Below are 24,228 nucleotides of genomic sequence, written 5' to 3' on the forward strand. Positions count from 1 at the left end.
ATTCTGCAACATCCCCTCTACTATTTTTCTTTAATTATACTCTTTTGATAATTACTTGCAATCGCAAATTATTCTTCGTCATCATCGATTACTTCGTAATCAGCATCTACTACATCTTCGTCATCATTTCCGCCTTGAGCTTCACCGTTTGCTTCGTTTGCCTTATACATAGCTTCACTCATTGAGTAGATTTTTTGAGTCAAAGCTTCTGTTTTGGCCTTGATATCGTCGATGTCATCTGCCTTGATAGCTTCTTCAAGCTTGTTGATTTCAGCTTCCATCTCTTCTTTTTCGCTACCTTCAAGTTTAGCATCTTCTATTGTTTTTCTTGCTTGGTATACTAGGTTTTCTGCGTTGTTTTTAGCGTCTATACCTTCTTTTTTCTTCTTATCTTCTTCAGCGAATTGTTCAGCTTCTTTTACTTTTCTATCGATTTCTTCGTCGGATAGGTTGGATGAAGATGTGATTGTAATCTTTTGTTCTTTTCCTGAACCTTGATCTTTTGCAGTAACATTTACTATACCGTTGGCATCTATATCGAATGTTACTTCGATTTGTGGAACTCCACGTCTAGCTGCTGGTATGCCTGTTAGTTGGAATCTACCAAGTGTTGTGTTGTCTGCTGCCATTTCACGTTCACCTTGAACTACGTGGATATCAACTTCTGTTTGTCCGTCTGCAGCTGTTGTAAATACTTGTGATTTCTTTGTTGGGATGGTTGTATTTCTTTCAATTAGTTTTGTAGCTACTCCACCTAGAGTTTCAATTCCTAGTGATAGAGGTGTTACGTCAAGTAGGAGTAGGTCTTTTACTTCACCACTTAATACACCACCTTGGATAGCTGCTCCTAGAGCAACACATTCGTCAGGGTTGATATCTCTTTGTGGGTCTTTTCCTATTAGGTTTTTAACAAGTTCTTGAACTGCTGGAACTCTTGTAGATCCACCAACTAATAGTACTTTTTCAATATCGTTGTGGCCAAGTCCCGCATCCTTAAGAGCATCTTCTACTGGTTTTCTTGTTGCTTCTACTAGATGTTTTGTTAGCTCATCAAACTTAGCTCTTGATACAGTTTGCTCTAAGTGAACTGGTTGACCATCTACTGCTGTTATAAATGGTAGAGAAACTGTTGTTGATACTGTTGATGAAAGTTCCTTCTTAGCCTTTTCTGCAGCATCTTTTAGTCTTTGCATAGCTGTAAGATCTTTTGTTAAGTCAACTCCAGATTCTTTCTTAAATTCGCTTGCAAGATAATCTACTAGGGCATTGTCGAAGTCATCTCCACCAAGTTTGTTGTTACCTCTTGTTGAAAGTACTTCGAATACTCCATCTCCTACTTCAAGGATTGATACGTCGAATGTACCACCACCGAGGTCGTAGACCATAATCTTAGATTGGTCAGTTTCCTTATCCATACCGTAAGCTAGGGCTGCTGCTGTTGGCTCGTTTATGATTCTGTCAACTTTAAGACCTGCGATTTGTCCAGCATCCTTTGTTGCTTGTCTTTGAGCATCAGTAAAGTAAGCAGGTACTGTGATTACTGCATTTGTTACTGTATCATTAAGATAATTTTCAGCATCTGATTTTAGTTTTTGAAGAATCATTGCTGAGATTTCTTCTGGTGTGTATGTTTTACCATCTATTTCTGGTGTCTTCCAATCAGTTCCCATTTCTCTTTTAACAGATGCTATAGTTCTGTCTGGGTTGGTGATTGCTTGTCTTTTTGCAGTTTCTCCTACAAGTCTTTCTCCATCTTTTGAGAAAGCTACGATTGATGGGGTTGTTCTATTTCCTTCGCTGTTTGGAATTATAGTAGATGTTCCACCTTCCATTACAGCTACTGCTGAGTTTGTTGTACCTAAGTCAATTCCTATAATTTTAGCCATATTTTCCTCCTATTTACTTACCTTAACCATAGCTGGTCTAAGGACTCTGCCGTTTAGTTTATATCCTTTTTGGAATGTTTCTATTATATGATTTTCTTCTACTTCGTCATTTTCCTCGGCAAGGACTGCTTGATGGATGTTGTGATCAAACTCGCAACCATCAGATTCAATTTCTTCTAGACCTTCGTTTTCTAGGACTTTCATAAGTTCCTTCCTAGTCATGATGACACCTTCAACAAAAACATCGTCTTCGTCAGCCTTTGCCAAAGCCCTATCGAGATTATCTATTACTGGTAGAAGTTTTTCTATAAGTGAGCTTTGGGCAAACTTCTTAAAGTCAGCCTTACTAGCTTCTTCTCTTTTCTTATAGTTTTCGAAATCGGCTAGAAGTCTTTGATATCTTTCTTGATATTCATTTACTTCATCTGTTTCAGAAGCTTTACCATCTTCTTCATCATCTACGATTTCAGCCTCTATATAGTCTTCTTCATCTATTTCTTTATCTTCTATATCTAAATTTTCATCTTTTTTCTCTTCATTTGCCAAGACATTTACCTTCCTTTACTCGTTTAATAAGTCAGAAATCATCTTGATACTCGCTATAACATCTCTGTAGTTAATCCTTGTAAGGCCTACAATTCCAATCTTTCCAACTGTGTTTTCGTCAACATTGAAAAACGATGTGATTATAGTGGTATCTTTCAGTAAGTCTATTGCGTTTTCTTCGCCAATAGTAATTACTAAACTATCATCTTCAATATCTGACCAAAGACTTCTTATATCATCTTTACTATCAAATAGTTTGATTAGATCTCTGGCCTTTGATAAATCATCAAATTCCTTAAAATTGAAGATATTACCAATTCCTTCGATTTTGACATCTCTATCATTTCCATCTTTAGCGTTCCTATCAATCCTTGTTCCAATTATATCGACAAGATTTTTATAATTTCTAAGGATTTTCTCCTCAAGCTCAACTAGCTTCTCGTTGATATCAGAAAGCTTAAGTCCAACTAGTTCGTGACTTAATATCAGATTAATATTTCTTAGGTCTTCATCACTTATAGGAAAGTCTAAGATAATCTGATCATTTACCAAAGAACCATTATCAAAAACTGCTATTAGTAAGAGGAAGTTCTCACTTACTCTTATAAGTTCAATGCTAACAATCTTTGAAATTTCTTTTTTGTAACTTACTGATACAGCTGTAAGATTAGTCATAGCTGCCAAAGTTTTGGTCGCAGTCTCAATGATGTCACTTGCATTGTGGTATCTCTTATCTAGAATTTCTCTGATATTTTTGACATCGTAATTGTCACTAACACCCACAAGGCCATTTTCCAAAAGGTAGTCGACAAATAGTCTATAACCCTTATCAGAAGGCAATCTGCCACTAGATGTATGAGCTTTCTTCAAGAATCCCTTTTTCTCTAGAGTACTCATATCATTTCTTATAGTAGCCGGCGATACATCAAATGAGTAATCATCAGCCAAAGACTTAGATCCCACTGGCTCTCCTTTAAAAATATATGAGTCTATGATAGAGAAAAGTATTTGCGTTCTTCTATCTTTCAAAGCTTCTCACTCCTTTTAGCACTCTTTGCTTCCGACTGCTAATTATAGTATACTTAGTCTAAAACCATTGTCAAGTAAATAATATTAAATTATAAATCTGCAACCTGATATGTATAAGTTCATTTGCTTTTATAATTATTATGAGGGGAACATTCTTAATTTCTCTAATAATAAGTTAAATTAATGTAAAATATTAGTTTTAGATAAATTACCTATTCTAATAAGATGCCCATTTATGGTATACTTTAATCAAGAACATAAAGGGGATATATTATGAATAAGAAAGTTTTAATTATAGAGGATGATAATGATATAAATGATCTAGTCTCAAGCTTTTTGACAAAAAATGGATTTGTTTGTAAAAAAGCATACTCTGGAACCGAATCCCTAATATATCTTAAGGATGATTTTGACTTATTTATCCTAGACCTCATGCTACCTGGCATGGATGGAGAAAAAGTCATAGAAGAAATAAGAAAAGTGACAAGCGCGCCTGTTTTGATTTTATCTTCAAAAGATTCTATGGATTCTAAACTTGCCCTGCTTAGAGGTGGCGCTGATGATTATATGACCAAACCATTCAACCTCGAAGAATTAGTTGCCAGAGCAAATATTCTTACAAAAAGAATAGAAAAACAAAACAAGAACAATATTAGCTATAAATCTCTAAGTCTAGATCCTATTAATTACCAGGCCTTTATCGATGGCAATCTCCTTAACCTAACAAAAACTGAATTTAAAATCCTAGAGCTTTTAATATCAAACCCTAAACAAGTTTTCACCAAGGAAAACTTATACGAATATTGCCAAGGAGATTATTATCTTGCAAATGACAATTCTATCAATGTCCACATATCAAATCTTAGAAAGAAGGTAAAAAAATATACCGACGAAGACTACATAGAAACTGTCTGGGGCATTGGATTTAAGCTCACTTGAACATATTCCCATCTTAATGATGGGTTTTTTAATCTTTATGATTTCTTTAAACTTTATATAAGCTTTATTAATTTTTTCCTGATATTATACTTATAGATAAAACATATGAAAGGAGCTTTTATGAATCCAATAATTCAAACAAATAATTTAACAAAAACTTTCGGAGACCATAAGGCAGTTAATAACATAACACTTACAGTTAATCAAGGAGATATATATGGCCTCATCGGTAGAAACGGTGCTGGCAAAACCACCCTTATGAAGATCATTTCAAATTTGTCTACTCCCACTTCTGGGACCTATCAAATTTTCCCTGGGTCAGAGAGAACTAATAAGCTAAATAATACTAGAATTTCTGCCCTCATAGAAAATGTAGGTTCCTACCCAACTATGACAGCCTATGACAATATGCTACTTAAAGGCAAGTCAATGGGATTAACAGGAGATAGATACATATATGAAACCTTGGACCTTTTGGGTCTTGGGAAAGTAGGTAAGAAAAAGGTCAAGGATTTTTCTCTAGGTATGAAACAAAGACTGGGAATATCCCTCGCCCTTGTTGGCAATCCTGATATTATGGTCCTAGATGAACCAATAAACGGTCTTGATCCACAGGGAATTATAGACATTAGAAAAATAATTGTAGACTTAAATAGGGAAAAAAATATAACTTTCCTAATTTCTTCTCATATTTTGGATGAACTTGCAAAAATTGCTACAAATTTTGCCATAATAGATAATGGTACACTAATTGGAAATTTTTCGAAAAAAGATTTAGAAGAATCAACTAAAGATAGGATTGAACTTATCACAGATAACCCAAAAAAGACAATTCTTACCCTAGATAAGGAAAATATAGGACCATACAAATTACTCGATGTAAATATGATTCATATATATGTAGATACTGAATTTACCAACCATATAATCTCTTGTCTTTATGAAGCAGGTATAAAAATCAATTATTTTAACGTCCACAACACATCTTTGGAAGAATACTATATCAAATTAATAGAAAATAAAGGAGTTTAATATGTTAAATCTAATGAAAATGGAATTTACTAGAATATTCAAAAGCAAATATGTCTTAGTTATATTTTTAGCTACTATACTTACATTTTTGATCACAGTTGGCCTTGTAGACTATACAAGCAAAAATATTGATAACTTAGAGCAAAATATAAGCCAAACAAGTGATGAAAATACAAACGGAATCAAAGTTGATATTAATAAAAAACAGGCAGAAGAGTTGACAGATTCTGGTGAGGATTTTGTCATATCTTCTTTTTCACAATCAACCTACCTTATATTTCTAATAATCTTTGGAGCGCTTTTCTTTAGCAATCCTTATGCTCACGGCTTTGTGAAAAACTTTTTAGGAATGGGCAAAAATAAGGGGACTTATAGTTTGGCTACATTTCTTGTCGCTTCCCTATTTGTCCTTGTAAGTTTTTCTTTGGCTGCTATGATTTTAACCATATCCGTTCCACATATTAATAATGGCATGCTAAAGATCACTGATTACGCTAGATTAATCAAGATCCTTTCCGTTGAGTTGGTATCACACATTTCATATCTCGCAGTAATTCTACTTTTAGCAACATTTACAAGGTCAACATCCAAAACCTTGATCGTTACCTTCTTATACCCAACAATTTTCTTTAACTTTTTAAGAGGAATTGGAGATCAGTTTTTATCTATATTTGTAGACCTACCTGATGATTTTTCTGTTGCAAACTTTGTAAATATTGGTAATATCATTTCCACAAACTTTTCAAGCTCAAATTCGGACCTAATTAGAGCTCTTGTTGTTGCTATAATTATAGGTGCCATAGCTTTGATCCTATCTTATCTTATAATAAATAAAAAAGACATTTAGAAAGGAAATATTATGATTGCTAACCAGATTTTAACTTTGCTACTTATAAGCTCGCTTGCTGCTAATTTTCTAATGATAAGAGAAATTTACAAAATAAACGACCAGGTAAAATTCCTCATAGAAAATAATTCTCAAATGAGAATAAGTACAAGTTTTTCTATAAGGCCTTTTGTGGTCTTTGCTGAGATTATCAATAATTTTCTGGATAGCTTTCATAATAAAGAAAAAATTTATATCAACAAAGAAAGATACTTGCAAAATACCATTAGAGGACTTTCTCACGATATTAGGACTCCCCTAACTTCTCTTGACGGCTACTTGCAAGTTGTTAGGGATAACGTGGAAGATCCTAAAAATAAAAAATACTTTGATATAATGAAAAATCGTATCGAAAGTCTAAATAGTATTCTTGACCAGCTTTTTACTTTTGTAAAGCTCCAGGAAGAAGAATACAAGCTCGAAATGGAAAAAATCGATATATCACGCCTTGCTCTAGAAACCTTATTTAACTATTACGAGGACTTTAAATACAGAAATTTAGATCCTAAGATTAATTTTGATAAGGATAAAATTTTTATAAGGGCAAACACCGATGCTTTAGAAAGAATTTTTCAAAATATTTACAAAAATATTCTCGAACACGGTGATAATCCTCTTAGCCTAAGTCTTTCAGAAAATAATGGAAAAGCTCTATTTATAAGCAAAAATAGAATTAAAGGCGACCTTAAAATAAACAAAGACGATCTTTTTAAAGAATTTTATAAGGCAGATAATTCTAGACGAGGTTCTTCTACAGGTCTGGGTCTTGCTATTACAAAGGCTTTGGCCGAAAAATTAGGCGGTCAAATTACTGCTGACATAGAGGATGACATTTTTATAATTAAAATAATTTTTGACACAATCTAAAAAACTTCCTAGTTAGTTTCTTGGAAGTTTTTTAGATTATATCAACCTATTTCAACAAAAGTGATTTTATCACTACTTTTTATTTTAATTGTATTTGTAGAAGCCTTGACCAGATTCAATTCCAATATGGCCTTTGTCAGCCATTTCTTTTAGCTTAATCATTGCCTTACCAATTGGTGTAGAAGAGTCATTTGATGCTGGGTTGTTGCTTAAGATATTAATTACTGTTGTTAAACCAACTATATCTATTATCTCGAAAGGTCCTTTTGGAGAACCTGTACCGATTTTCCAGTCCATATCAATATCAACTGGGTCTGCTACGTCATTTCCGTAAAGAGTTAAGCCTGCATTTATTACTGGAACAAGGATTGAATTTAGGATGTAGCCAGGTTGTTCTTTTTTAATTACTGCTGGGTACATACCAATTGATCTTGCAAATTCAACTACTGCATCAAAAGCTTCATCAGAGGTCCTATCGTGTCTCATAACCTCAGCTAGATTTTGTCTATGGATATTATTTGCGAAGTGTAAGTGCAAGTATCTTTCTTCCCTTCCAGTAAAATCTTTAAGCATTGATGGCATGAAGGTTGAAGAGTTTGAAGCAAGTATTGCATCATCCTTTAAGATATCTTTAATCTTCTCATAAAAGTCTCTTTTCTCGTCAACTTTCTCTGCTATAGCCTCTATAACAAGATCACAATCAGCAAAGGCTTCTTCTAAGTCGACTGTGTATTTTAAATCTTTGTAGGCTTTTTCATTATTTTTCTTTAACTCTTCAATTTTTTCTAAATTTATATCCTTAACATCATCAAAAAATGACCTAGGATAGTTTGGGAATTCTGCTCCGATGTATCTTGGTGCAAGTTCCAATTCTTTAGTATAAGTCTCATATACTTTGTTAATCCTTGGTTTAGCTCTTTCAATCGAACCTTCGCTTCTTCCCCATATAGTAACGTCAAAACCGTGAAAGGCAGCGGCATAGGCAATTTGAGCTCCCAAAACTCCACCACCTGCAACAGTTATTTTTTTAATTTCCATAATATCATCTCCTTGTATGTTCTATAAGATATTTACCCACTTAGAAAAATATAATTCACTAAAGTTAAATAATTTCAAGATAAAATTCATTGGAAAGACTCATGCCTTTTTTAGTAAAATAGAAATTATCATCAAGCTTATAAAAGTCCTGACCCTTGAATTTTTCTATCACGTCCTTATACTTAACTAAGAAATCACAAGTAAATTTTTCCTTAAAGTCTAATAGATTTATACCGGAACTTTCTCTAAGCTTAAATATAATATATTCCTTTTCTCTTTCATCCTTATCTATAAATTCTTCAAAAACGATAGGATACCTAGCTTCTCTAATAGCCTTGTCATATTTTACAAAATTTCTAGTGTTGTTATATCTCTTATTAGATAAAAATCCCGAAGCCCCTAGGCCAAAGGCTATATAGTCATCTATATTCCAGTATTTCTTGTTATGAATTGATTCCTTACCTTCTCTTGCGAAATTGGATATCTCATATCTTTTAAGCCCCAATTTATCTAAGCTATCAACAAGATATGAAAATATATCTACCTCGAGGTCATCTTCCATCAAGTCTAGCTTGCCCTTCTTATCTAAAGCATAAAATCTAGATCCCTTATCTAGGATTAACGAATACCGAGAAATATGGTCTGGCGATAGTCTCTTTACCATTTCTAGGTCCTTTTTGACAGAAGCAAAATCTTGGCCTGGTAGATTCAGCATTAGGTCGAAGGATAGGTCAAAACCAAAACTTTTGATTAGCTTAATATCTCTTATAGCAATTTCTCTACTATGATTTCTCCCAATATTTCTTAACACCTTATCATCAAAAGACTGGACTCCCAGAGAAATCCTAGTCACACCCAAATCCTTGTAGGCTTGTAATTTATAAGAGTCTATGGAGTTTGGATTACATTCTAGGCTAAATTCTTTGATATCTGTATCAAATCTCCTAACTTCTCCCACGATTTTCTCTATGTAAGCAGGGTCAATATAAGATGGAGTCCCCCCTCCTATATAGATCGTATCGATAGCAAGTTCCATATTTTCCTTGTAGAGGCGGATTTCTTTTATTAAATTGTCAATATAAGGATCAATCCAAGCCTCAAGCCCCTCAAATGCTGCAAAGTCACAATAATAACATTTTTTCTCGCAAAAGGGAATGTGGATGTAGCAACCAACTTTTTTCATAAAAAACCTAACTCAAATCACTTTCAACTACAATAATTTCACTATCTCTAAGACCCTTTAGCTTGATGTCGTCTCCTATTTCAATCCTTACAAGGTCTCCTCCTGGATATACCTTAGACTTATATTCGATTAGTCCAATCCTTACAAAGACTAGGATATTTGAATAACTTGGTTTGATGAGGACTTCTTCTCCCATTTTTAAGTCTTTATGATAAATAATTTGCTTATCATATTTTTGGGTAGCTTTTCCATCTTCTATCGTGATGTTTTCTGATTCTTCTTTTGCTTTACTAGATAAATATTTTTCAAAATCTTCTTTACTAAGGATATATTCATGGGTTACTTCCATAGTTCCCATATTTGTTTTTGTAAGATGGGAAGAATAATACTTGTAATTTAATTTCTCATGAATCTTTTTAGATATAAAATTGCCTCTATAAAAACCTCCTACTAAGACGTCTAGACCGCATTCGTTAAACAAGTAGGAGATTAGAACCTCCACGGCTTCTGTCATTATTCCCTGCTTCTGGAAATTACTCGATAAGACAAAACCAAGCTGTGCTGCCTTCTTTTGAGATAAATCTTCAAAAAATTCTTCATCATACTTGTGGATTCCTATTGATCCTATGACCCTACCGTCTTTTTCAATAGCTAAGATATTCTTATCTTTAATAAAGGTATCTAGTATTTTCTCGCTTTCATCTTTTGACTTATGGTGAAACCAGCCAGCTGCTTCTCCAAGTCCTGGGGTTTTGGCATAATTATAGAAGTCGTCTAGGTCAGTTTTCTTAAAGGCTCTTAGTTTTATTCTTTCGCCTTCAAGTATAATTTTTTCTGTATTAATGTCAATATTCATAGTTTCTCCTATGTAAAAAGGCGACTTTCGTCTTAAATCGCCGCCTTTATAACTAATAAGTCACTATCTTCTATTGCCTTAAGGGAGTGGACTTCATTTGGATCCATTCTAATTATATCACCAGGAAGAATAATATCTTTTCCGTCTTCTCCTGTAAAATCAACTTTACCCCTATAAATCACAACAATAACAGTCTTATCAGACTTATGACTTGGTATTTCTTCGCCAGATTTTATTTGTAAGTGGGTTACTTGTAATTTGTCTTCGTCTATTAAATGTTCAAACTTTCCATCCAAAATATTAGCACTTAATTTTTTCATAATATCTCCTATAAAAACTCATGGTTTCTAGCTGCCATAAACATGGTCTCTCTTTTCTTATCATTTAAATCTATCATTATATCACTATCATCTACTCCGAGTTCTCTAAGAGTTACAATATTATCTAGGAGGAACTCATTGCTTCCTACGATATAAAAGATTGAATCCTTAATTTCCATATCCCTTAATGTCTCGAAGAAATTTGCCCTAGAGTCGACCCAAACTTGTCTAAATATCTTATCATCTATCTTAGAAATCTCAGATTCAAATAGGTGCTTGTCCTTCCTTGCTACATTGATGCTTAAAAGTTCAGGAATCCCACTTGGATCCTTTTTGAATTTATTGATTAAAGGTCTCATGGTAGTAAGACCAATTCCCATAGATAAAAGGACTATAGGCCTATTTTCTCTTCTAAGCTTCATATGGCATCTGACCTTGAAAAATTCTAGATAATCTCCCACCTTCTTCTCTAGAAGAGCCTTCTTAAAGTCGGACTTTCTTATAGAAAACTTGGTCGTAAAATTAACTGTATCATCATCTGTGAGGGTGTTGATACTAAGGTGGTGGACGAGCTTCTTATTAACCTCTCCTCCTTCATTAAAACCAGGGATTGCTAGATGAAAGCTTGATCCTTCCTCCCAGTCAAGGCCCTCTGGCTTTTCTAGAGTATAGGTCTTTACATTCTTAAACTCATCTTTTATATCTAAAATCTTTACTTTATAAATCTTCTTATCTAAATTTTCCATAAATTCTCCTTAATGATAATTACTATCAACATTATCACTATACCCAATTTTCTTAAGAATAATAATTTATAGGATTTCTCCTACAAGATTTCTTAGAGCCGTGAGAACTTCTTTCTCAAAGAAAGGATTCTTCGCCATCCACCTATTATTTAGGGGACTTGGGTGAACTAGAGGAAAATATTTAGGGAGATAGTCCTCAAAGGATTTTACAGTTTCAGTGAGATTCTTCTTAAAATTATCCTTTAGGTAAAATTTTTGTGAGTAAGCTCCTATAAGAATCGTAAGTTCTATGTTTTTAAGATTTTCTAGTAGATAGGGATGGTATTCCTTCGCTATAAATCTTCTAGGAGCCTTATCTCCCGACTTGCCCTTACCTGGATAATAAAAATCCATAGGAATTATGGAAAATTCCGGTCCATGGAGTCTATCTATATCAATTCCAAGCCAGTCTACCAGTCTTTCACCACTCTTATCATTGAACAATATCCCTGTCTCTTCGACCTTTTTTCCAGGGGCTTGACCTATTATTAAAATCTTGGAATCTTTATTTATTTGAAAAATTGGATCAATTCCTCTTTTGCTGTAGGATTTATTTCTTTCGTCCTTTTTTAACTTCTCTTTTATTTGATTTATATTCATCAAAACTCCTTAAAGAAAAAGCAACTCCTGGGATTGCTTAAACTGTAGACATAATAAAAATCACCCTTATTTCGACCGGGTAAACATCCATTGATTTGGATATTTACCCCTCTGACTAGTGCGGAAGCACGGAAAAGTTACGAAGTAACTAGTCAGAGTACGGAGTGAGCGGAGAAATCTAATGAGATCTCTCCATGCGTTCGTTTCACTCTCTTAGTCGAGATAAGGGTAAATTAAATATAAAATAAATATCAATTAAGCTACTTTACTACCCTATGAGCAACCCTTGGGATTGCTTTATTTTTACTTATTTCTTGATAACTTAGTATTATTTCTAAATCTTATAAACTTTCTATTCATCGTCTAATTTTAGGACAGCGAGGAAGGCATCTTGTGGAACTTCTACGTTTCCTAACTGACGCATTCTCTTCTTACCTTCTTTTTGTTTTTCAAGAAGCTTTTTCTTTCTTGAAATATCGCCGCCGTAGCATTTAGCTATAACGTCTTTTCTTAGAGCTCTTACAGTCTCTCTTGCTATAACCTTGCCACCAACTGCAGCTTGGATTGGCACTGCAAATTGTTGTCTTGGAATCTCTTGCTTAAGCTTTTCTACAATTCCACGTCCTCTGGTATATGCGCTATCTCTGTGAACTATTAATGATAGGGCATCTACGGTCTGATCGTTAATTAATATATCAAGCTTTACAAGGTCAGACTTATCATAGCCTATTAGCTCATAGTCTAGGGAAGCATATCCCTTTGATCTTGATTTAAGCGAATCAAAGAAATTATATATTACTTCATTTAAAGGAATCTTATACTTAATTGAAACCCTATTTTCATCTATATAGGTCATATCGATTAGCTCGCCCCTTCTCGATTGGGCAAGATCCATTACTTGACCTATATATTCTTTAGGGGTGATTATCTCAGATCTTGTAATTGGCTCTTCTATATAGTCTATCTCTGTTGGATCAGGGAAATCATTAGGGTTTTGTAGCTCTAACATTTTATCAGATCCCTTAAGTTTGACATCATAGATTACTGATGGGGCAGTCGCTATGATATCTAGGTCGTATTCTCTCTCTAACCTTTGGGTTATGATATCCATATGGAGTAGTCCCAAAAAACCTGCCCTAAGACCAACACCCAAGGCTTGTGAGTTTTCTTGTTCAAAGACTAGGGCCGCGTCATTTACTTGAAGTTTTTCAAGTGAATCACGTAGCTTATCAAAGCTTTCTCCTTCTGCTGGATAAATTCCAGAATATACCATAGGAAGAACTTCCTTGTAGCCAGATAGGGGCTTATCTGTAGGATTGGCAATAGTAGTTATTGTATCACCGACTCTAGCATCCTTTACTTCCTTGATGCTTGCTTCGATAAAACCTACATCACCGCTTCTAAGCTCTTTGGTGGCTATTCTTTGCTTCATAGTGTAGCCCACGGTATTTACTTCGTATTTTTTACCTGTATTCATCATGACAATCTCATCACCAGGTCTTACTACACCTTCAAAGACTCTTACATAACAAATTACTCCTACATAAGAATCATAGTAAGAATCGAAGATTAAGGCCTTAAGTGGCTTATCGTCATGATCTTCTGGGGCTGGGACATTGGCTACGATATCTTCTAGGACATCTTCTATATTTAGTCCCGTCTTTGCAGAAATTTGTGGTGCATTACTAGCATCTAGTCCAATCTCGTTTTCTATTTCATTTTTTACTTCGTTAGGTCTTGCTGATGGTAAGTCGATTTTGTTAAGCACAGGTAAAATCTCTAGGTCTTGCTCTAAGGCAAGATAAGTATTTGCAAGAGTCTGAGCCTCAACTCCCTGACTTGCATCAACAACAAGAATTGCTCCCTCACACGCCTTAAGTGATCTTGAAACTTCATAATTAAAGTCGACGTGTCCAGGAGTATCTATTAGGTTTAGCTCGTAAACCTTGCCATCCTTGGCCTTGTAGTGGATTTTTATTGACTTTAATTTTATTGTTATTCCTCTCTCTTGCTCTAGTTCCATATCATCGAGCATTTGGTTAGACATCTCTCTTTGTGATAGATTTTCACTTTTTTCTATTAGTCTATCTGCAAGAGTGCTCTTACCGTGGTCGATATGGGCAATAATCGAGAAATTTCTAATATTTTCTTTCTTCTTCATATAGCTCCTTATTCTTCATCTGGATATGGATTATGATCAATAAGACCTGCCCTGTTTATTGGATAAAATCTTACAAAGGCATGTCCTACAAGCCTATCTTTATAAATAGGTCCAAAGCTTCTAGAATCATTGCTTGCTCCAGGAATCCTATTATCCCCCATAACAAAATACTCATCAGCTCCCAAAGTCCATTCACTAATCTCAGTTGAAGGATCTGTTTCTGGTATGGATGTGTAGTTTTCGTCAAGTTCTACTCCATTGACAAAAACCTTGCCATCTTCAATCTTAATAGTATCTCCTTCTTCTCCTATAACTCTTTTGACATAGAGCCTATTAGGATGATCTGGAGCTTTAAGAATTACTATATCGCCTCTTTTAAAGTCTTTAAACCTACTTCCTATCTTATCTACTAGGAGAATATCCCCATCGTGGAGGGTATTTAGCATAGATTTTCCTGAAACTTTAGTAGCATCCATTATAAACATCTTTATAAGTATAGTTATGATTAGGGCAATAGCTATGGTCTTCACCCAATCCCAAATTGCATAAAGTATGCTCTCGCTTTTAGATTTTTTATTATTTTCACTCATATTTACCTCTCATTTCTATTAAATTATATACTAAATTTCTCTTTCTTCCAAATTATTGGACAATTTTAAAAAAATCCTTGTTTAATATCCTAATTTATGGTAAAATGTATCAGTCGAACAAAAATGTTCGGGAAAGAGGTGAAAGTTAAATGGCAAATATTAAATCTAGTAAAAAGAGAATCGACATCGCTAGAAGAAATACTCTAAGAAACAAATCTAGAAAAAGCGAAATCAAAACACTAATCAAAAAATTTGACGCAGCTATCGAAGAAAAAGACGTAGAAAAAGCTACTGCTATCTTCAAGAAAGCTGACAAAAGATTAAAACAAGCTGAAGCTAAAAATGTAATACACAAAAACAAAGTTGCAAGAACAACATCAAGACTAGCTAAGGCTCTAAATCAAGTAAATGCATAATAATAATGAGTGAATATCAGTATCGGATCCTCACATATGTCTACTGATAATCACTCATTTTTTATTTTATAATTTTTCCTATAAGAATCTTAAGTTCTAGATCCATATCAAAGGCCCCACTTTTCTGCCTAACTTCCATATCGAAGAGAGTATCGTGTAGGCTAAAAAGCTCTTCTAGGCTAAAATTTCTCGCAAAACCCTTGACTTTTCTTAGCTCAAAGGGAGAAATGCCCAAAGATTTTTGTATAAAAGAATCATTAAAGCCACGACTAGTTAAGCTTTTTATCCCTATGAGATTTCTCACCTGTCTTATAATCATATGATAGATCATAAAGAGATCTTCGCCGGATTTTCTCATAGTCTCATAGACTTCAATCGACCTTCTCCCATCCTTACTTGACAGAGCATCGGTTAGGTTAAAAATATTAAGATTTAAAATCTCGTCAAGCTGATCCTTTACGTCCTCTGGTCTAACTATCTCATCTGCCGAGTTTGCGATAATCTTATCTATGGTATTAGAAACGTCATATAATTTAATCTCGCTATCCTTATTTAAATAAGAAAATCTATTTATAATATCATCAATTAGGGATTTTTTGATCTTTTTGTTTGCTCTAGTAAACTTCTTTCCTATAAAAGATTTAAGTTCGTTTATATCTAATCTTTCTATTTTGACAACTGAATCTGTTTTCGCTAGCTTCTTATAAAATTTCCCCTTAAAAGGTGGATTGTCAGATATTATAAACATGCTAGCATATTCAGGAAAGTCATCCAAATCGTGGATTAAGTTATCTGTTATGTCCTTGTAGTTTTTGATCGCCCCTTTGGATAGGTCTATGTTTCTTAAAATAATGATCTTCTTATCTTCCATAACAGGCAGGGTCTCTATTGAGTTTTTGATAACTTCATAATCCTCCCCTCCCTTTAAATCTATAAAGTTAAAGTCAGGGATGCTTACCTGATTTCTCGCCTCTTCTATAATTGAATCGGTGAGAAAGTCCTCCTCAGAGTCAAATAAATAGATCCCACTAATATCCTTATCTAGAAATTTTTTCATAAATTCCATGTAATTCATCTAAAGTATCCTCCCTTAAGAAATCTCTCTATCTCAAAATCTCCATTAAATCTCATCTCGACCATTCCGTCTGTCTGACTATTATAAATCTTCCTGTCATATACATTATCCAAAACTTCCTTGTGGGGATGGCCGTAAATATTGTCTCTTCCGGCAGAAATTAGGACGATTTTAGGATTTATCCTCTCTACAAAGTCCCTACTAGTAGAAGTCTTTGATCCATGGTGGGATAGTTTTAATATATGAGCTGTATCTTTTATATTTCTTTCAAATTCACTCGGCAAATCTCCCAGGGTCATTATCCTAACTGACCTTATATCAAGGATCAGCCCCATAGAATTTGCATTTTCATCATATTTGTAGCCCTCATCTATTACTCTAATGTAGCCTGATTTAAGCTTAATCCTATCTCCCTTTTTTAGGATATGAGGCTTATATTTTCTAAGAGAATTCTCATTAAGCTTATTGGTGTAAATATTTTTAACCTGGAAATTATCCCAAACTAGGTCAAGATTTCCCATATGGTCCTTATCCTCATGGGAGATAAATATCCCTTCAATCTCCCTAATTCCAAGCGACTTAAGGTAGGGAATGAAAATTTTCTCCCCTGAATCATAATTTTTATATTTGGGACCTCCTACATCTATCATATAGTAAGATCCCCCATCATTTAATAAAAAGGCGTCTCCTTGGCCGATATCTATCATCTGATAGCTAATCTCTCCCCTCTCTTTGCCAATAGAAAATATCATTACCATGATTGATAGGAGTATTATATTAGCATGAGCCTTGGCCCTGTTTTTTCCTAAATTTAACATTATTATGATAAGGATAAATCCATAAAATGCAAGTAGGATGTGGGGCTTTCTAAAATCTAGGGCAAGGAATTTAATTTTATTTAAAAGTTCTGTCATATTTAATATGCTTTCTACAAGAAAGTTAAGACCAACAAATAATAGCTTAATTAAGCTCCCTAATATTGGATAGGCAAATATTATTATAAATATTATATACATAGATAGGCTAAAGACAGGTAGGATTAGAAAGTTTGCCAGAATGCTTACCAGGTTAAAGCTCCCATAATAATAAATCATAAAAGGAAGAAGAGCAAGCTGGATGGAGCTAGTAAAGGCGAGGCTTTCTCCTATGTAGGATTTGCTAAAGTGATTTTTAATCTTTGGATAGACCAAATAGACTGCAAAGCTTGCCGCAAAGGTCAAAATAAAACCAGCATTTAAAGCCCCAAAGGGATTTACAAGTAATATAGCTGATCCTATAAGTAATAGGGCCTTTACCTTATCCATAGGCTTATTATACAAAAAGGCTAGAAATCCAATCACATTTAGGCCTATCACCCTAATTACTGAAAAGGGAAAGCCTATAAGGTATCCATAAATAGTGGCAAGTAAAAGTCCAAGACCATAGGCAAACCTATAGTTAAATCTTCCAAACAAAATAAGGATAAAGAAAAATAGCATATCCATATGTAGTCCACTTACAGCAAGGATGTGGCTTAGACCTAGGTCCCTTATCGAATCATTTTCTATAAGATTTTCACCAAGGATAACAGAAACGACGAAGTCAGCTGATCTTTTACTTAGATTATTATCGAAAATCTTATGGATATAATTATAAAAGGAATTTCTCAATTTTAGAAGAAGACTTGTAGCCTTACTTCTTTCACCTATTCTTTCTATCTTAATTTCCTTAAAAATTCCCTTGCTAGCTAGATACTTCCTGTAGGAAAATAGATTGGGATTGGTGTTTGTAGAAGGAAGCTTAACTTTCCCATACCCTACAAAGGATTCTCCAATAGCCAAGTCTTCGTCCATAAAGGCAAGGACTTTACCCTTAGACTTCCCATTTTCCGCCCTCAAAAAGTACCTAAATCCATAATCTTCCTTCCTTTTTTCTAGGACTGTGAGATTAAACTTCCCCTCATCTCCAATATTCCCTATCTGACTTTTAAGTTTTATAGATGATAAGGAAAATAACAGAAATATCCCAATAGCCATATAGATCAAATTATTTTTCCTATAGACTGATAGAAGGCTTATCAGAATACATCCTGTTAGTATATATAAAATATTCAAATTTTCATAATTAATAAATATCAAAAGGCCCAAAAGTAGGCCTAAGATAAATAAAAGAATCTTTTTTCGCATAATTGCCTCTTTTTTATTATATCATATGATATAATATTAGAGAGGTATATTATGACTAAGATTTACGAAAAATTTCCAGAAATAACAGATGTTAAAGCAAAAGTCCTATCCAAGAAATTTGTAAATAATAACACCTATCTGATCTTGGACAAGACCATCTTCATGCCCCAAAACGATACTCTCTTAGACGAGCCAGGCCATATAGGGGGACGCAAAGTTCTTTCAGTAGAAAAAAAGAGAGATAACATCATCCATTTAGTTGAAGGAAGGGAAAATAGGACCAACCTTCTCCTATCCCTAGATAAGGATGCCCGTTTTCACAATCTCTACTATTCGACTAGCTTCTCCTTATTTAAAATTTTCTTTTCTTCCTATTACAAGGCTGATAGGGTAAGCTTTAAGCTTTATGAAGATTATGGGGATATCATAATCACCAAGCCTTCGCGTGACTTCGACCCAAGTCTTATCGAAGAGCTTGTAAATTATGCCATAGACAAGGGCCTTAGTCTAAATCTCGATAAGGGAATTGTAGAACTTAAGTCCATAGGAAAGACTATAAATAATTTAATCTCTTTTGACAATACCTACAAGATCAAATCCTTTGAAATAGAAGAATGTTTAGTCGAAGAAAACAATACTGTAATAAGCTTTAAGGCAGGAAAATGATTAATGCTTTCCCCAAAACTAAATAATTATAAGAAATTAGCCGCAGAAATGCGGTTTTTTATATTAAAGTACTATTGCGTAAATAGATTTTCTATGCTAAAATAAAATTATCATTAAGAAAGGAGAAAGAAAAATGAACAAAAAAGTAAGAATGGATGTAAAAATTAACTAACTATAGTAAGTATCAGGATACTCCTTGATCCTTACGATTAATAAACAAGGAGAAATATGACAGAATTTAAATTTTTAATGAGAAAGATGGCCAAACTTGAGCCACTTATGTTTTTACTAATCGCACTTTACGGTCTATTTGTGGGGATCAAGCCCTTCTTATGGATTATTTCACCTGCCTTTATATTGAAAAATTACTCTACTAATCCAGAGATTTTCCCATTTTTCTTTATAGGCTTATTTTTTATATCATCTTTAATCAGCTTCTTCGATTCATTTATCATGGGCAACTACCGCATGAGGATGAACCACGTCCGCTATAAGCTAATGAATATGATCACAGAGTACTCACTCTATCTACCTTATGCAAAGAAAAAAGAAAAATCCGAATCAGAAAAAATAAGTGATGCCATGAAGGCTGTAGAATCGCCTTGGCTTGGAGCTGGTGGCATTATGATGGATTTGCCAAATATTTTTTCTATGTTTATCTCTATAGGTGGATTTTTGTGGATATTTACATCTATGGATCTATGGGTTTTGGCTACAACAATAATATTGACTGGCATTTCATGGACTCTTCTAAACGAAGTTCCTAAAAGCTATGACAAATATTGGGAAGACATGAGTCCTAATTGGAATAAATTTACAAAGCTTAATAACGAAATGAAATCTCCCCTATCAAAACAAGATATTTTGATTTTTGACACAGTTAAAATTTTCAAATCCTATTATGGCAAAACTGACAAGGATAGGATAAATCGCCTAGGAGATGTTAATACAAAAACTCTAAGATTTTTCACCCTAGCTAATTTTGTTAGCCTTATAAGGGATGGCCTTATAATCTATTGGCTGATGACAGGCCTTATTGGAGGTAGAATTTCTATAGCAAATTTCTATGTTTACTTTACAGCAATATTTGCCTTTATTAGCTTTAACCATCAAACAATGTGGGTCTTCTCTGATATTAGAAGGAACTTTACTGTCTTTAAGCCATTTTTTAAGATAAGAGAAATCTATAAGAAAGATAAAAAACAGATTTATCCAGAAGAGATGGAAATTACTCTTGATAATGTATCTTTTAAATATCCGAAGACAGATACATATGTATTAGAAAATCTTAATCTAAGCATAAAAGACTCTGAAACAATCGCTCTTGTAGGTGAAAATGGTGCCGGTAAGTCAACTCTAGCTCTACTTCTTGCAGGTCTGTACGAACCTACAGAAGGTAGGATTTTAATAAATGGAGAAGATATTAAGAAATCCCATATAGACTATAAAAAGCTAATTTCAGCTGTCTTTCAAGATTCAAATCTTTTGCCATTTTCCTTTAAGGAAAATATTCTAATGTCAACTAAAAATGAAGATCTAGATGATATTTACAAGATGACCCACTTAGATGAAATCATAAACACCTATGAGAAAAAGGATGATCAAACTCTTCTTAGAATTTTAGACAATGATGGGGTCGACTTATCAGGTGGCCAAAAGCAAAGACTATTTTTAGCCCGTGCTATAGCAAAATCTAAGGCAAAACTTCTTATTCTAGATGAACCAACAGCCCAACTTGACGCTCTTAACGAAAGAGAACTTTATATGCTATATGATGATCTGACAAAAGATAAGTCATCGATTTTTATCTCCCACAGGCTTGCTTCTACCAAGTTTTGTGACAGGATTATTTATCTTAGGGATGGCAAGATTATAGCGAATGGGACTCATGATGAATTAATGAAGACATGCGAAGATTACAAAGACCTCTACAATCTCCAAGCAAAAAATTACAAGGAGGTCCTATGAAAAATATAAGAAAACTTTTTAAAGAAATAGACAAAGTCCATCCAGCTTTTACCCTTAGGGTAATTATCACAAATCTAATCCTTGGATTATTACCCCTTATTAATATTTTTGCCCCAAAACTAATAATCGATGAGCTTATGGGACAAAAAAGAATTTCCTACTGCCTAGGTCTTGGTGCCTTGGTTTTGATTCTAGGTTTTATCAAGGAAATTACTTATAGGTGGTTAAATAATTATTTAACCCTAACCTTTGAGGATATGTCAGATAAGCTAACCTTCAAAATTGCGCAAAAATCCCTAAGGCTTCCCATAGAAAAATCTGACTCCAAGGATATTCAGGACATGATGGAACAAGCCCACTATGCGGTTTGGGAAATGTACACCCTCTATGACATAATAGTTTTGGTAATATCAGCAGTAATTACAGGTATCTTATCTTTGGGAATCCTTGTAAGACTAAATCCTGCAATTCTTATCTTATTGCTTTTATTAATTTTGATTAATAAAAAATTAGTAAAACTGATAAAAGAAAACGAACTGAAATACCAGGAAAATAACATTTCTGACCTTAGGTCTTATAGATTTTTTTCTAATTTTGCCTCTGACTTAAGATATTTTAAGGATATAGAAATCTTCGATGGCCAAGATTTGGTCCTTGAAAAAGCGGATTATTACCAACAAGAAATGATAGTATCATCAACCGAATACTTCAACAAAAACGGAATCTACACAGGAATCATGAATGTAAGTGCCAATGGCTCAATAATCCTTACTTTAATTTATCTGACCTATAAATTAATAGATAAGACAATTAGTCTTGCAAATTTCACTATGTATTTTAACTCCCTAATCCAGGTAATAAATGCAACTAACCTTATCCAGCAAAATTATGCTAAGGTAATTTCAGTAAATGCTCAACTAGAAGTGTTTTTTAACTTCCTTGAAATGGAAGAAGGTCTCCTCGATAAGGGCCATATCGACCATATCGATACAAGTGAAGTTAGGATAAGATTTGACAATGTATCCTTTAAGTACCCAGCAAGTAAAGACTATGTCCTAAAGTATGCTAGTTTTGAGATAAAAAATGGTGAGACAGTCGCCCTTGTAGGCAAAAACGGTGCCGGCAAATCGACTATTGTAAAGCTCTTATGCAAGTTCTACGAACCTAGTGAGGGAAATATTTACCTAAATGATATAAATATCAAAGACATTAATACAAAAGAATACTACAAAATCCTATCCCCTACCTTCCAGGACTTTAGGCTCTTTCCTTTTAGGATAAGCGAAAATATTACAGGAAAGCTAAAAGATGAGATAGAAGATAAGGATTACGAGAAGATGGATAGGTCTTTTGACCTACTTAAGCTAGAGCCTTGGATTGATAAATTAGTAGACAAAGAAGACACCTTCCTAACCTACCTATTCTCCGACGAGTCTGTTGAGCCTTCAGGAGGAATCGGCCAAAAACTAGCCCTTGCCCGTTCCATGTATCATGAGGGTAAGTTTTTCATAATGGATGAGCCTACAAGTGCCCTAGATCCACGAAGCGAGGAGGAAATCTTTGAAAACATGCTAAAAATTTCCAAGGGACAGACTTCTCTTTTCATCTCCCACAGACTTTCATCAACCAAATATGCAGATAAGATTATAGTCTGTGATAAGGGATGCATTAGCGAAGAAGGAAGTCATGAAGATCTTATGAGAAAAGATGGTTTGTACAAGGAAATGTTTACCAGCCAAGCAGACTTATATCTATAGAAAAAAGCTTATGCAAAATCAATGAACTGGCCTTCTCTAGTTAGGTGCAAGACTTAACTAGAGAAGGAAGTTTATAACTTGCATAAGCTTTTCTTTAATTAAAATGACATATTCTTATAATATATTAAAAATCCAATAAACACAGCCCCTCCTATGAGGTGGATTAAGAGAGCTAGGCGGGATTTTTTCTTGAAAGCTTCGAGATTTTCCTTATCCCTCTTTCCTAAATTTTGTATAGGATATTTCTTCCTTCCTATAAGATAGGCTAGGAGAAAGGCATTGCCATTATTGCCTGATATATTTAAAACTCCAAGTAGCTTAGGATGCTTAAGTCCTCTTGCCCTCGCATCAATTTTAGTCATTTGATAGATATTATATTGTAGGATAAGACCACCAAGTACAGTTACAGCTCCACTTATAATTATAATTATTAATTGTAAATTCATAAAATCCTCCTAGAATCTTTTTATAATCTCTGAATAGATTAGCCCTGTTAAAATTATGGAAAGTACAAATATAGCTACCATGTTTAATCTTTCTGGCATAAATTCTGTAAATAAGGCGATGATTATCATAGTAATTAAGGCGAGTATTATTATTCCTATAAGTTTCTTATTTGATTTTACTAAGTCAGTTGACTCTTCCAAGTGTTTCATAAAATTATCGCTTCCTTTCAAAAGTTCGTCCAAAGAAATCTCATATAGATCGGATAGGGCAATTACATTTCCTATATCAGGATAGGTCTTGTTGTTTTCCCAGTTGGAAATGGATTGCCTAGATACGAAAATCTTCTCTGCGACTTCTTCTTGGGTCATATTTTTCTTAAGTCTCGCTTCCTTCAACTTATCTCCTATCAACATTTCTACCTCCTAAGTCTATATTAAAAAAATATTTTATTTAGTCTATCTATATCACTTTACACCCAAGATTTTTCATGTAAAAATGCTTTTACGTCCTTTGATTTTCATGGACTTCACAAAAATTTGACCAAATTTACCAAATATATGATAATTAAATAAGGAGGAATTATGGAAGGAATAATAATTGGTGTAGTAACATTTTTTCTTATAGGAATTTTTCATCCGCTTGTGATTAAAGGCGAATATTATTTTGGCAAAAAGATTAATAAATATTTTGCACTTTTCGGCCTTATTTTTGTAGGAATTTCTATATATGTTAATTCACTTATACCTAGCATTTTTGCAGGTGTAATCGCTTGCTGTTGTTTTTGGTCTATAGGTGAAGTTAATGAACAAGAAAAAAGAGTTTTAAAAGGTTGGTTTAAGGAAAATCCCAAGAGAAAAGAATACTACGATAATTTAAGAAAAAATAAAAATTTTGACAAATAAAAATAAACTTTATAAAAATAATTAACAATGTTCATTAAGGATTCATTCATGGATATTTCACGAAAATCAATCCTAAAGAGTAAAAATATTTAGTATTTAGAGGAAGGACTTAAG

24 protein-coding genes are annotated in these 24,228 nt (G+C 33.8%); 9 read left to right on the top strand and 15 right to left on the bottom strand.

The features are described 5' to 3' along the window. Positions 1 to 68: 68 nt before the first annotated feature. From dnaK to hrcA, 3 genes are read right to left on the bottom strand one after another with little or no spacing between them, the layout of a single operon-like run. Positions 69 to 1,886 (bottom strand): molecular chaperone DnaK, encoded by a 1,818-nt coding sequence (gene dnaK, locus C7D97_RS03570; protein WP_105300755.1) that lies wholly within the window; start codon positions 1,884 to 1,886, stop codon positions 69 to 71. Between the two features lie 9 nt (positions 1,887 to 1,895). After that, entirely contained in the window at positions 1,896 to 2,432 is a 537-nt protein-coding gene (gene grpE, locus C7D97_RS03575) for a nucleotide exchange factor GrpE (protein ID WP_105300756.1), read from the bottom strand. Between the two features lie 15 nt (positions 2,433 to 2,447). Further along, on the bottom strand, positions 2,448 to 3,461 hold the full coding sequence (gene hrcA / locus C7D97_RS03580; protein ID WP_105300757.1) for a heat-inducible transcriptional repressor HrcA: 1,014 nt from the start codon (positions 3,459 to 3,461) through the stop codon (positions 2,448 to 2,450). Between the two features lie 273 nt (positions 3,462 to 3,734). Between hrcA and C7D97_RS03585 the strand changes: the two genes are divergently transcribed. The 4 genes from C7D97_RS03585 to C7D97_RS03600 all read left to right on the top strand — a co-directional run bounded on the left by C7D97_RS03585 (position 3,735) and on the right by C7D97_RS03600 (position 7,185). Further along, positions 3,735 to 4,400 (top strand): response regulator transcription factor, encoded by a 666-nt coding sequence (locus tag C7D97_RS03585; protein WP_105300758.1) that lies wholly within the window; start codon positions 3,735 to 3,737, stop codon positions 4,398 to 4,400. A 120-nt stretch (positions 4,401 to 4,520) separates the two neighbouring features. Beyond that, complete coding sequence (locus C7D97_RS03590) at positions 4,521 to 5,432, top strand: ATP-binding cassette domain-containing protein (RefSeq protein WP_158679110.1); 912 nt, start codon at positions 4,521 to 4,523, stop codon at positions 5,430 to 5,432. Position 5,433: 1 nt separating this feature from the next. Continuing rightward, positions 5,434 to 6,279, top strand: coding sequence for an ABC transporter permease subunit (locus C7D97_RS03595; RefSeq protein WP_105300760.1), 846 nt, complete (start codon positions 5,434 to 5,436; stop codon positions 6,277 to 6,279). 12 nt (positions 6,280 to 6,291) lie between these two features. Then, the gene (locus C7D97_RS03600) at positions 6,292 to 7,185 is read left to right on the top strand and encodes a sensor histidine kinase (protein ID WP_105300761.1); all 894 of its coding nucleotides are present in this window, start codon (positions 6,292 to 6,294) and stop codon (positions 7,183 to 7,185) included. A gap of 84 nt (positions 7,186 to 7,269) precedes the next feature. Here C7D97_RS03600 and C7D97_RS03605 read toward each other — a convergent pair whose 3' ends face one another. From C7D97_RS03605 to lepB, 8 genes are all read right to left on the bottom strand, one after another. Then, positions 7,270 to 8,223, bottom strand: a complete 954-nt coding sequence (locus C7D97_RS03605) for a 3-hydroxyacyl-CoA dehydrogenase (protein WP_105300762.1) — start codon at positions 8,221 to 8,223, stop codon at positions 7,270 to 7,272. A 64-nt stretch (positions 8,224 to 8,287) separates the two neighbouring features. Continuing rightward, positions 8,288 to 9,406: a radical SAM family heme chaperone HemW gene (gene hemW / locus C7D97_RS03610; protein WP_105300763.1), complete on the bottom strand. Its 1,119-nt coding sequence runs from the start codon at positions 9,404 to 9,406 to the stop codon at positions 8,288 to 8,290. A 7-nt stretch (positions 9,407 to 9,413) separates the two neighbouring features. Beyond that, on the bottom strand, positions 9,414 to 10,262 hold the full coding sequence (locus C7D97_RS03615) for a GNAT family N-acetyltransferase (RefSeq protein ID WP_162841575.1): 849 nt from the start codon (positions 10,260 to 10,262) through the stop codon (positions 9,414 to 9,416). 32 nt (positions 10,263 to 10,294) lie between these two features. Further along, entirely contained in the window at positions 10,295 to 10,582 is a 288-nt protein-coding gene (locus C7D97_RS03620) for a cupin domain-containing protein (RefSeq protein WP_105300764.1), read from the bottom strand. A gap of 8 nt (positions 10,583 to 10,590) precedes the next feature. Then, on the bottom strand, positions 10,591 to 11,328 hold the full coding sequence (locus C7D97_RS03625) for a ferredoxin reductase domain-containing protein (RefSeq protein ID WP_105300765.1): 738 nt from the start codon (positions 11,326 to 11,328) through the stop codon (positions 10,591 to 10,593). Between the two features lie 66 nt (positions 11,329 to 11,394). After that, on the bottom strand, positions 11,395 to 11,967 hold the full coding sequence (locus C7D97_RS03630; protein ID WP_105300766.1) for a uracil-DNA glycosylase family protein: 573 nt from the start codon (positions 11,965 to 11,967) through the stop codon (positions 11,395 to 11,397). Positions 11,968 to 12,319: 352 nt separating this feature from the next. Then, positions 12,320 to 14,128 (bottom strand): translation elongation factor 4, encoded by a 1,809-nt coding sequence (lepA, locus tag C7D97_RS03635; RefSeq protein WP_105300767.1) that lies wholly within the window; start codon positions 14,126 to 14,128, stop codon positions 12,320 to 12,322. Positions 14,129 to 14,136: 8 nt separating this feature from the next. Continuing rightward, positions 14,137 to 14,718 (bottom strand): signal peptidase I, encoded by a 582-nt coding sequence (gene lepB / locus C7D97_RS03640; RefSeq protein ID WP_105300768.1) that lies wholly within the window; start codon positions 14,716 to 14,718, stop codon positions 14,137 to 14,139. Between the two features lie 149 nt (positions 14,719 to 14,867). Here lepB and rpsT point away from each other — a divergent pair, with 149 nt between their 5' ends. Then, positions 14,868 to 15,134, top strand: coding sequence for a 30S ribosomal protein S20 (rpsT, locus tag C7D97_RS03645; protein ID WP_105300769.1), 267 nt, complete (start codon positions 14,868 to 14,870; stop codon positions 15,132 to 15,134). 61 nt (positions 15,135 to 15,195) lie between these two features. Here rpsT and holA read toward each other — a convergent pair whose 3' ends face one another. Together holA and C7D97_RS03655 are read right to left on the bottom strand one after the other, a co-directional pair. Further along, positions 15,196 to 16,209 (bottom strand): DNA polymerase III subunit delta, encoded by a 1,014-nt coding sequence (holA, locus tag C7D97_RS03650; RefSeq protein WP_105300770.1) that lies wholly within the window; start codon positions 16,207 to 16,209, stop codon positions 15,196 to 15,198. Then, entirely contained in the window at positions 16,206 to 18,374 is a 2,169-nt protein-coding gene (locus tag C7D97_RS03655) for a DNA internalization-related competence protein ComEC/Rec2 (RefSeq protein ID WP_105300771.1), read from the bottom strand. The genes holA and C7D97_RS03655 overlap by 4 nt, the downstream gene beginning before the upstream one ends. A 51-nt stretch (positions 18,375 to 18,425) precedes the next feature. Here C7D97_RS03655 and C7D97_RS03660 point away from each other — a divergent pair, with 51 nt between their 5' ends. The 3 genes from C7D97_RS03660 to C7D97_RS03670 all read left to right on the top strand — a co-directional run bounded on the left by C7D97_RS03660 (position 18,426) and on the right by C7D97_RS03670 (position 22,765). Beyond that, positions 18,426 to 19,040: an alanyl-tRNA editing protein gene (locus C7D97_RS03660; RefSeq protein ID WP_105300772.1), complete on the top strand. Its 615-nt coding sequence runs from the start codon at positions 18,426 to 18,428 to the stop codon at positions 19,038 to 19,040. 228 nt (positions 19,041 to 19,268) lie between these two features. Then, complete coding sequence (locus C7D97_RS03665; RefSeq protein ID WP_105300773.1) at positions 19,269 to 21,008, top strand: ABC transporter ATP-binding protein; 1,740 nt, start codon at positions 19,269 to 19,271, stop codon at positions 21,006 to 21,008. Then, on the top strand, positions 21,005 to 22,765 hold the full coding sequence (locus tag C7D97_RS03670; RefSeq protein ID WP_105300774.1) for an ABC transporter ATP-binding protein: 1,761 nt from the start codon (positions 21,005 to 21,007) through the stop codon (positions 22,763 to 22,765). The genes C7D97_RS03665 and C7D97_RS03670 overlap by 4 nt, the downstream gene beginning before the upstream one ends. A 98-nt stretch (positions 22,766 to 22,863) precedes the next feature. Here C7D97_RS03670 and C7D97_RS03675 read toward each other — a convergent pair whose 3' ends face one another. Next, positions 22,864 to 23,211, bottom strand: a complete 348-nt coding sequence (locus C7D97_RS03675; RefSeq protein WP_105300775.1) for a hypothetical protein — start codon at positions 23,209 to 23,211, stop codon at positions 22,864 to 22,866. Between the two features lie 9 nt (positions 23,212 to 23,220). Continuing rightward, entirely contained in the window at positions 23,221 to 23,625 is a 405-nt protein-coding gene (locus tag C7D97_RS03680) for a helix-turn-helix domain-containing protein (RefSeq protein ID WP_105300776.1), read from the bottom strand. A 168-nt stretch (positions 23,626 to 23,793) separates the two neighbouring features. On the opposite strand from C7D97_RS03680, the gene C7D97_RS03685 reads away from it, so the two are divergent. Next, a complete protein-coding gene (locus C7D97_RS03685) occupies positions 23,794 to 24,114 on the top strand; it encodes a DUF4491 family protein (RefSeq protein ID WP_105300777.1) in 321 nt (106 codons plus the stop codon). Positions 24,115 to 24,228: the final 114 nt, after the last annotated feature.

Source organism: Anaerococcus marasmi (assembly GCF_900290195.1).
Classification (GTDB): domain Bacteria; phylum Bacillota; class Clostridia; order Tissierellales; family Peptoniphilaceae; genus Anaerococcus; species Anaerococcus marasmi.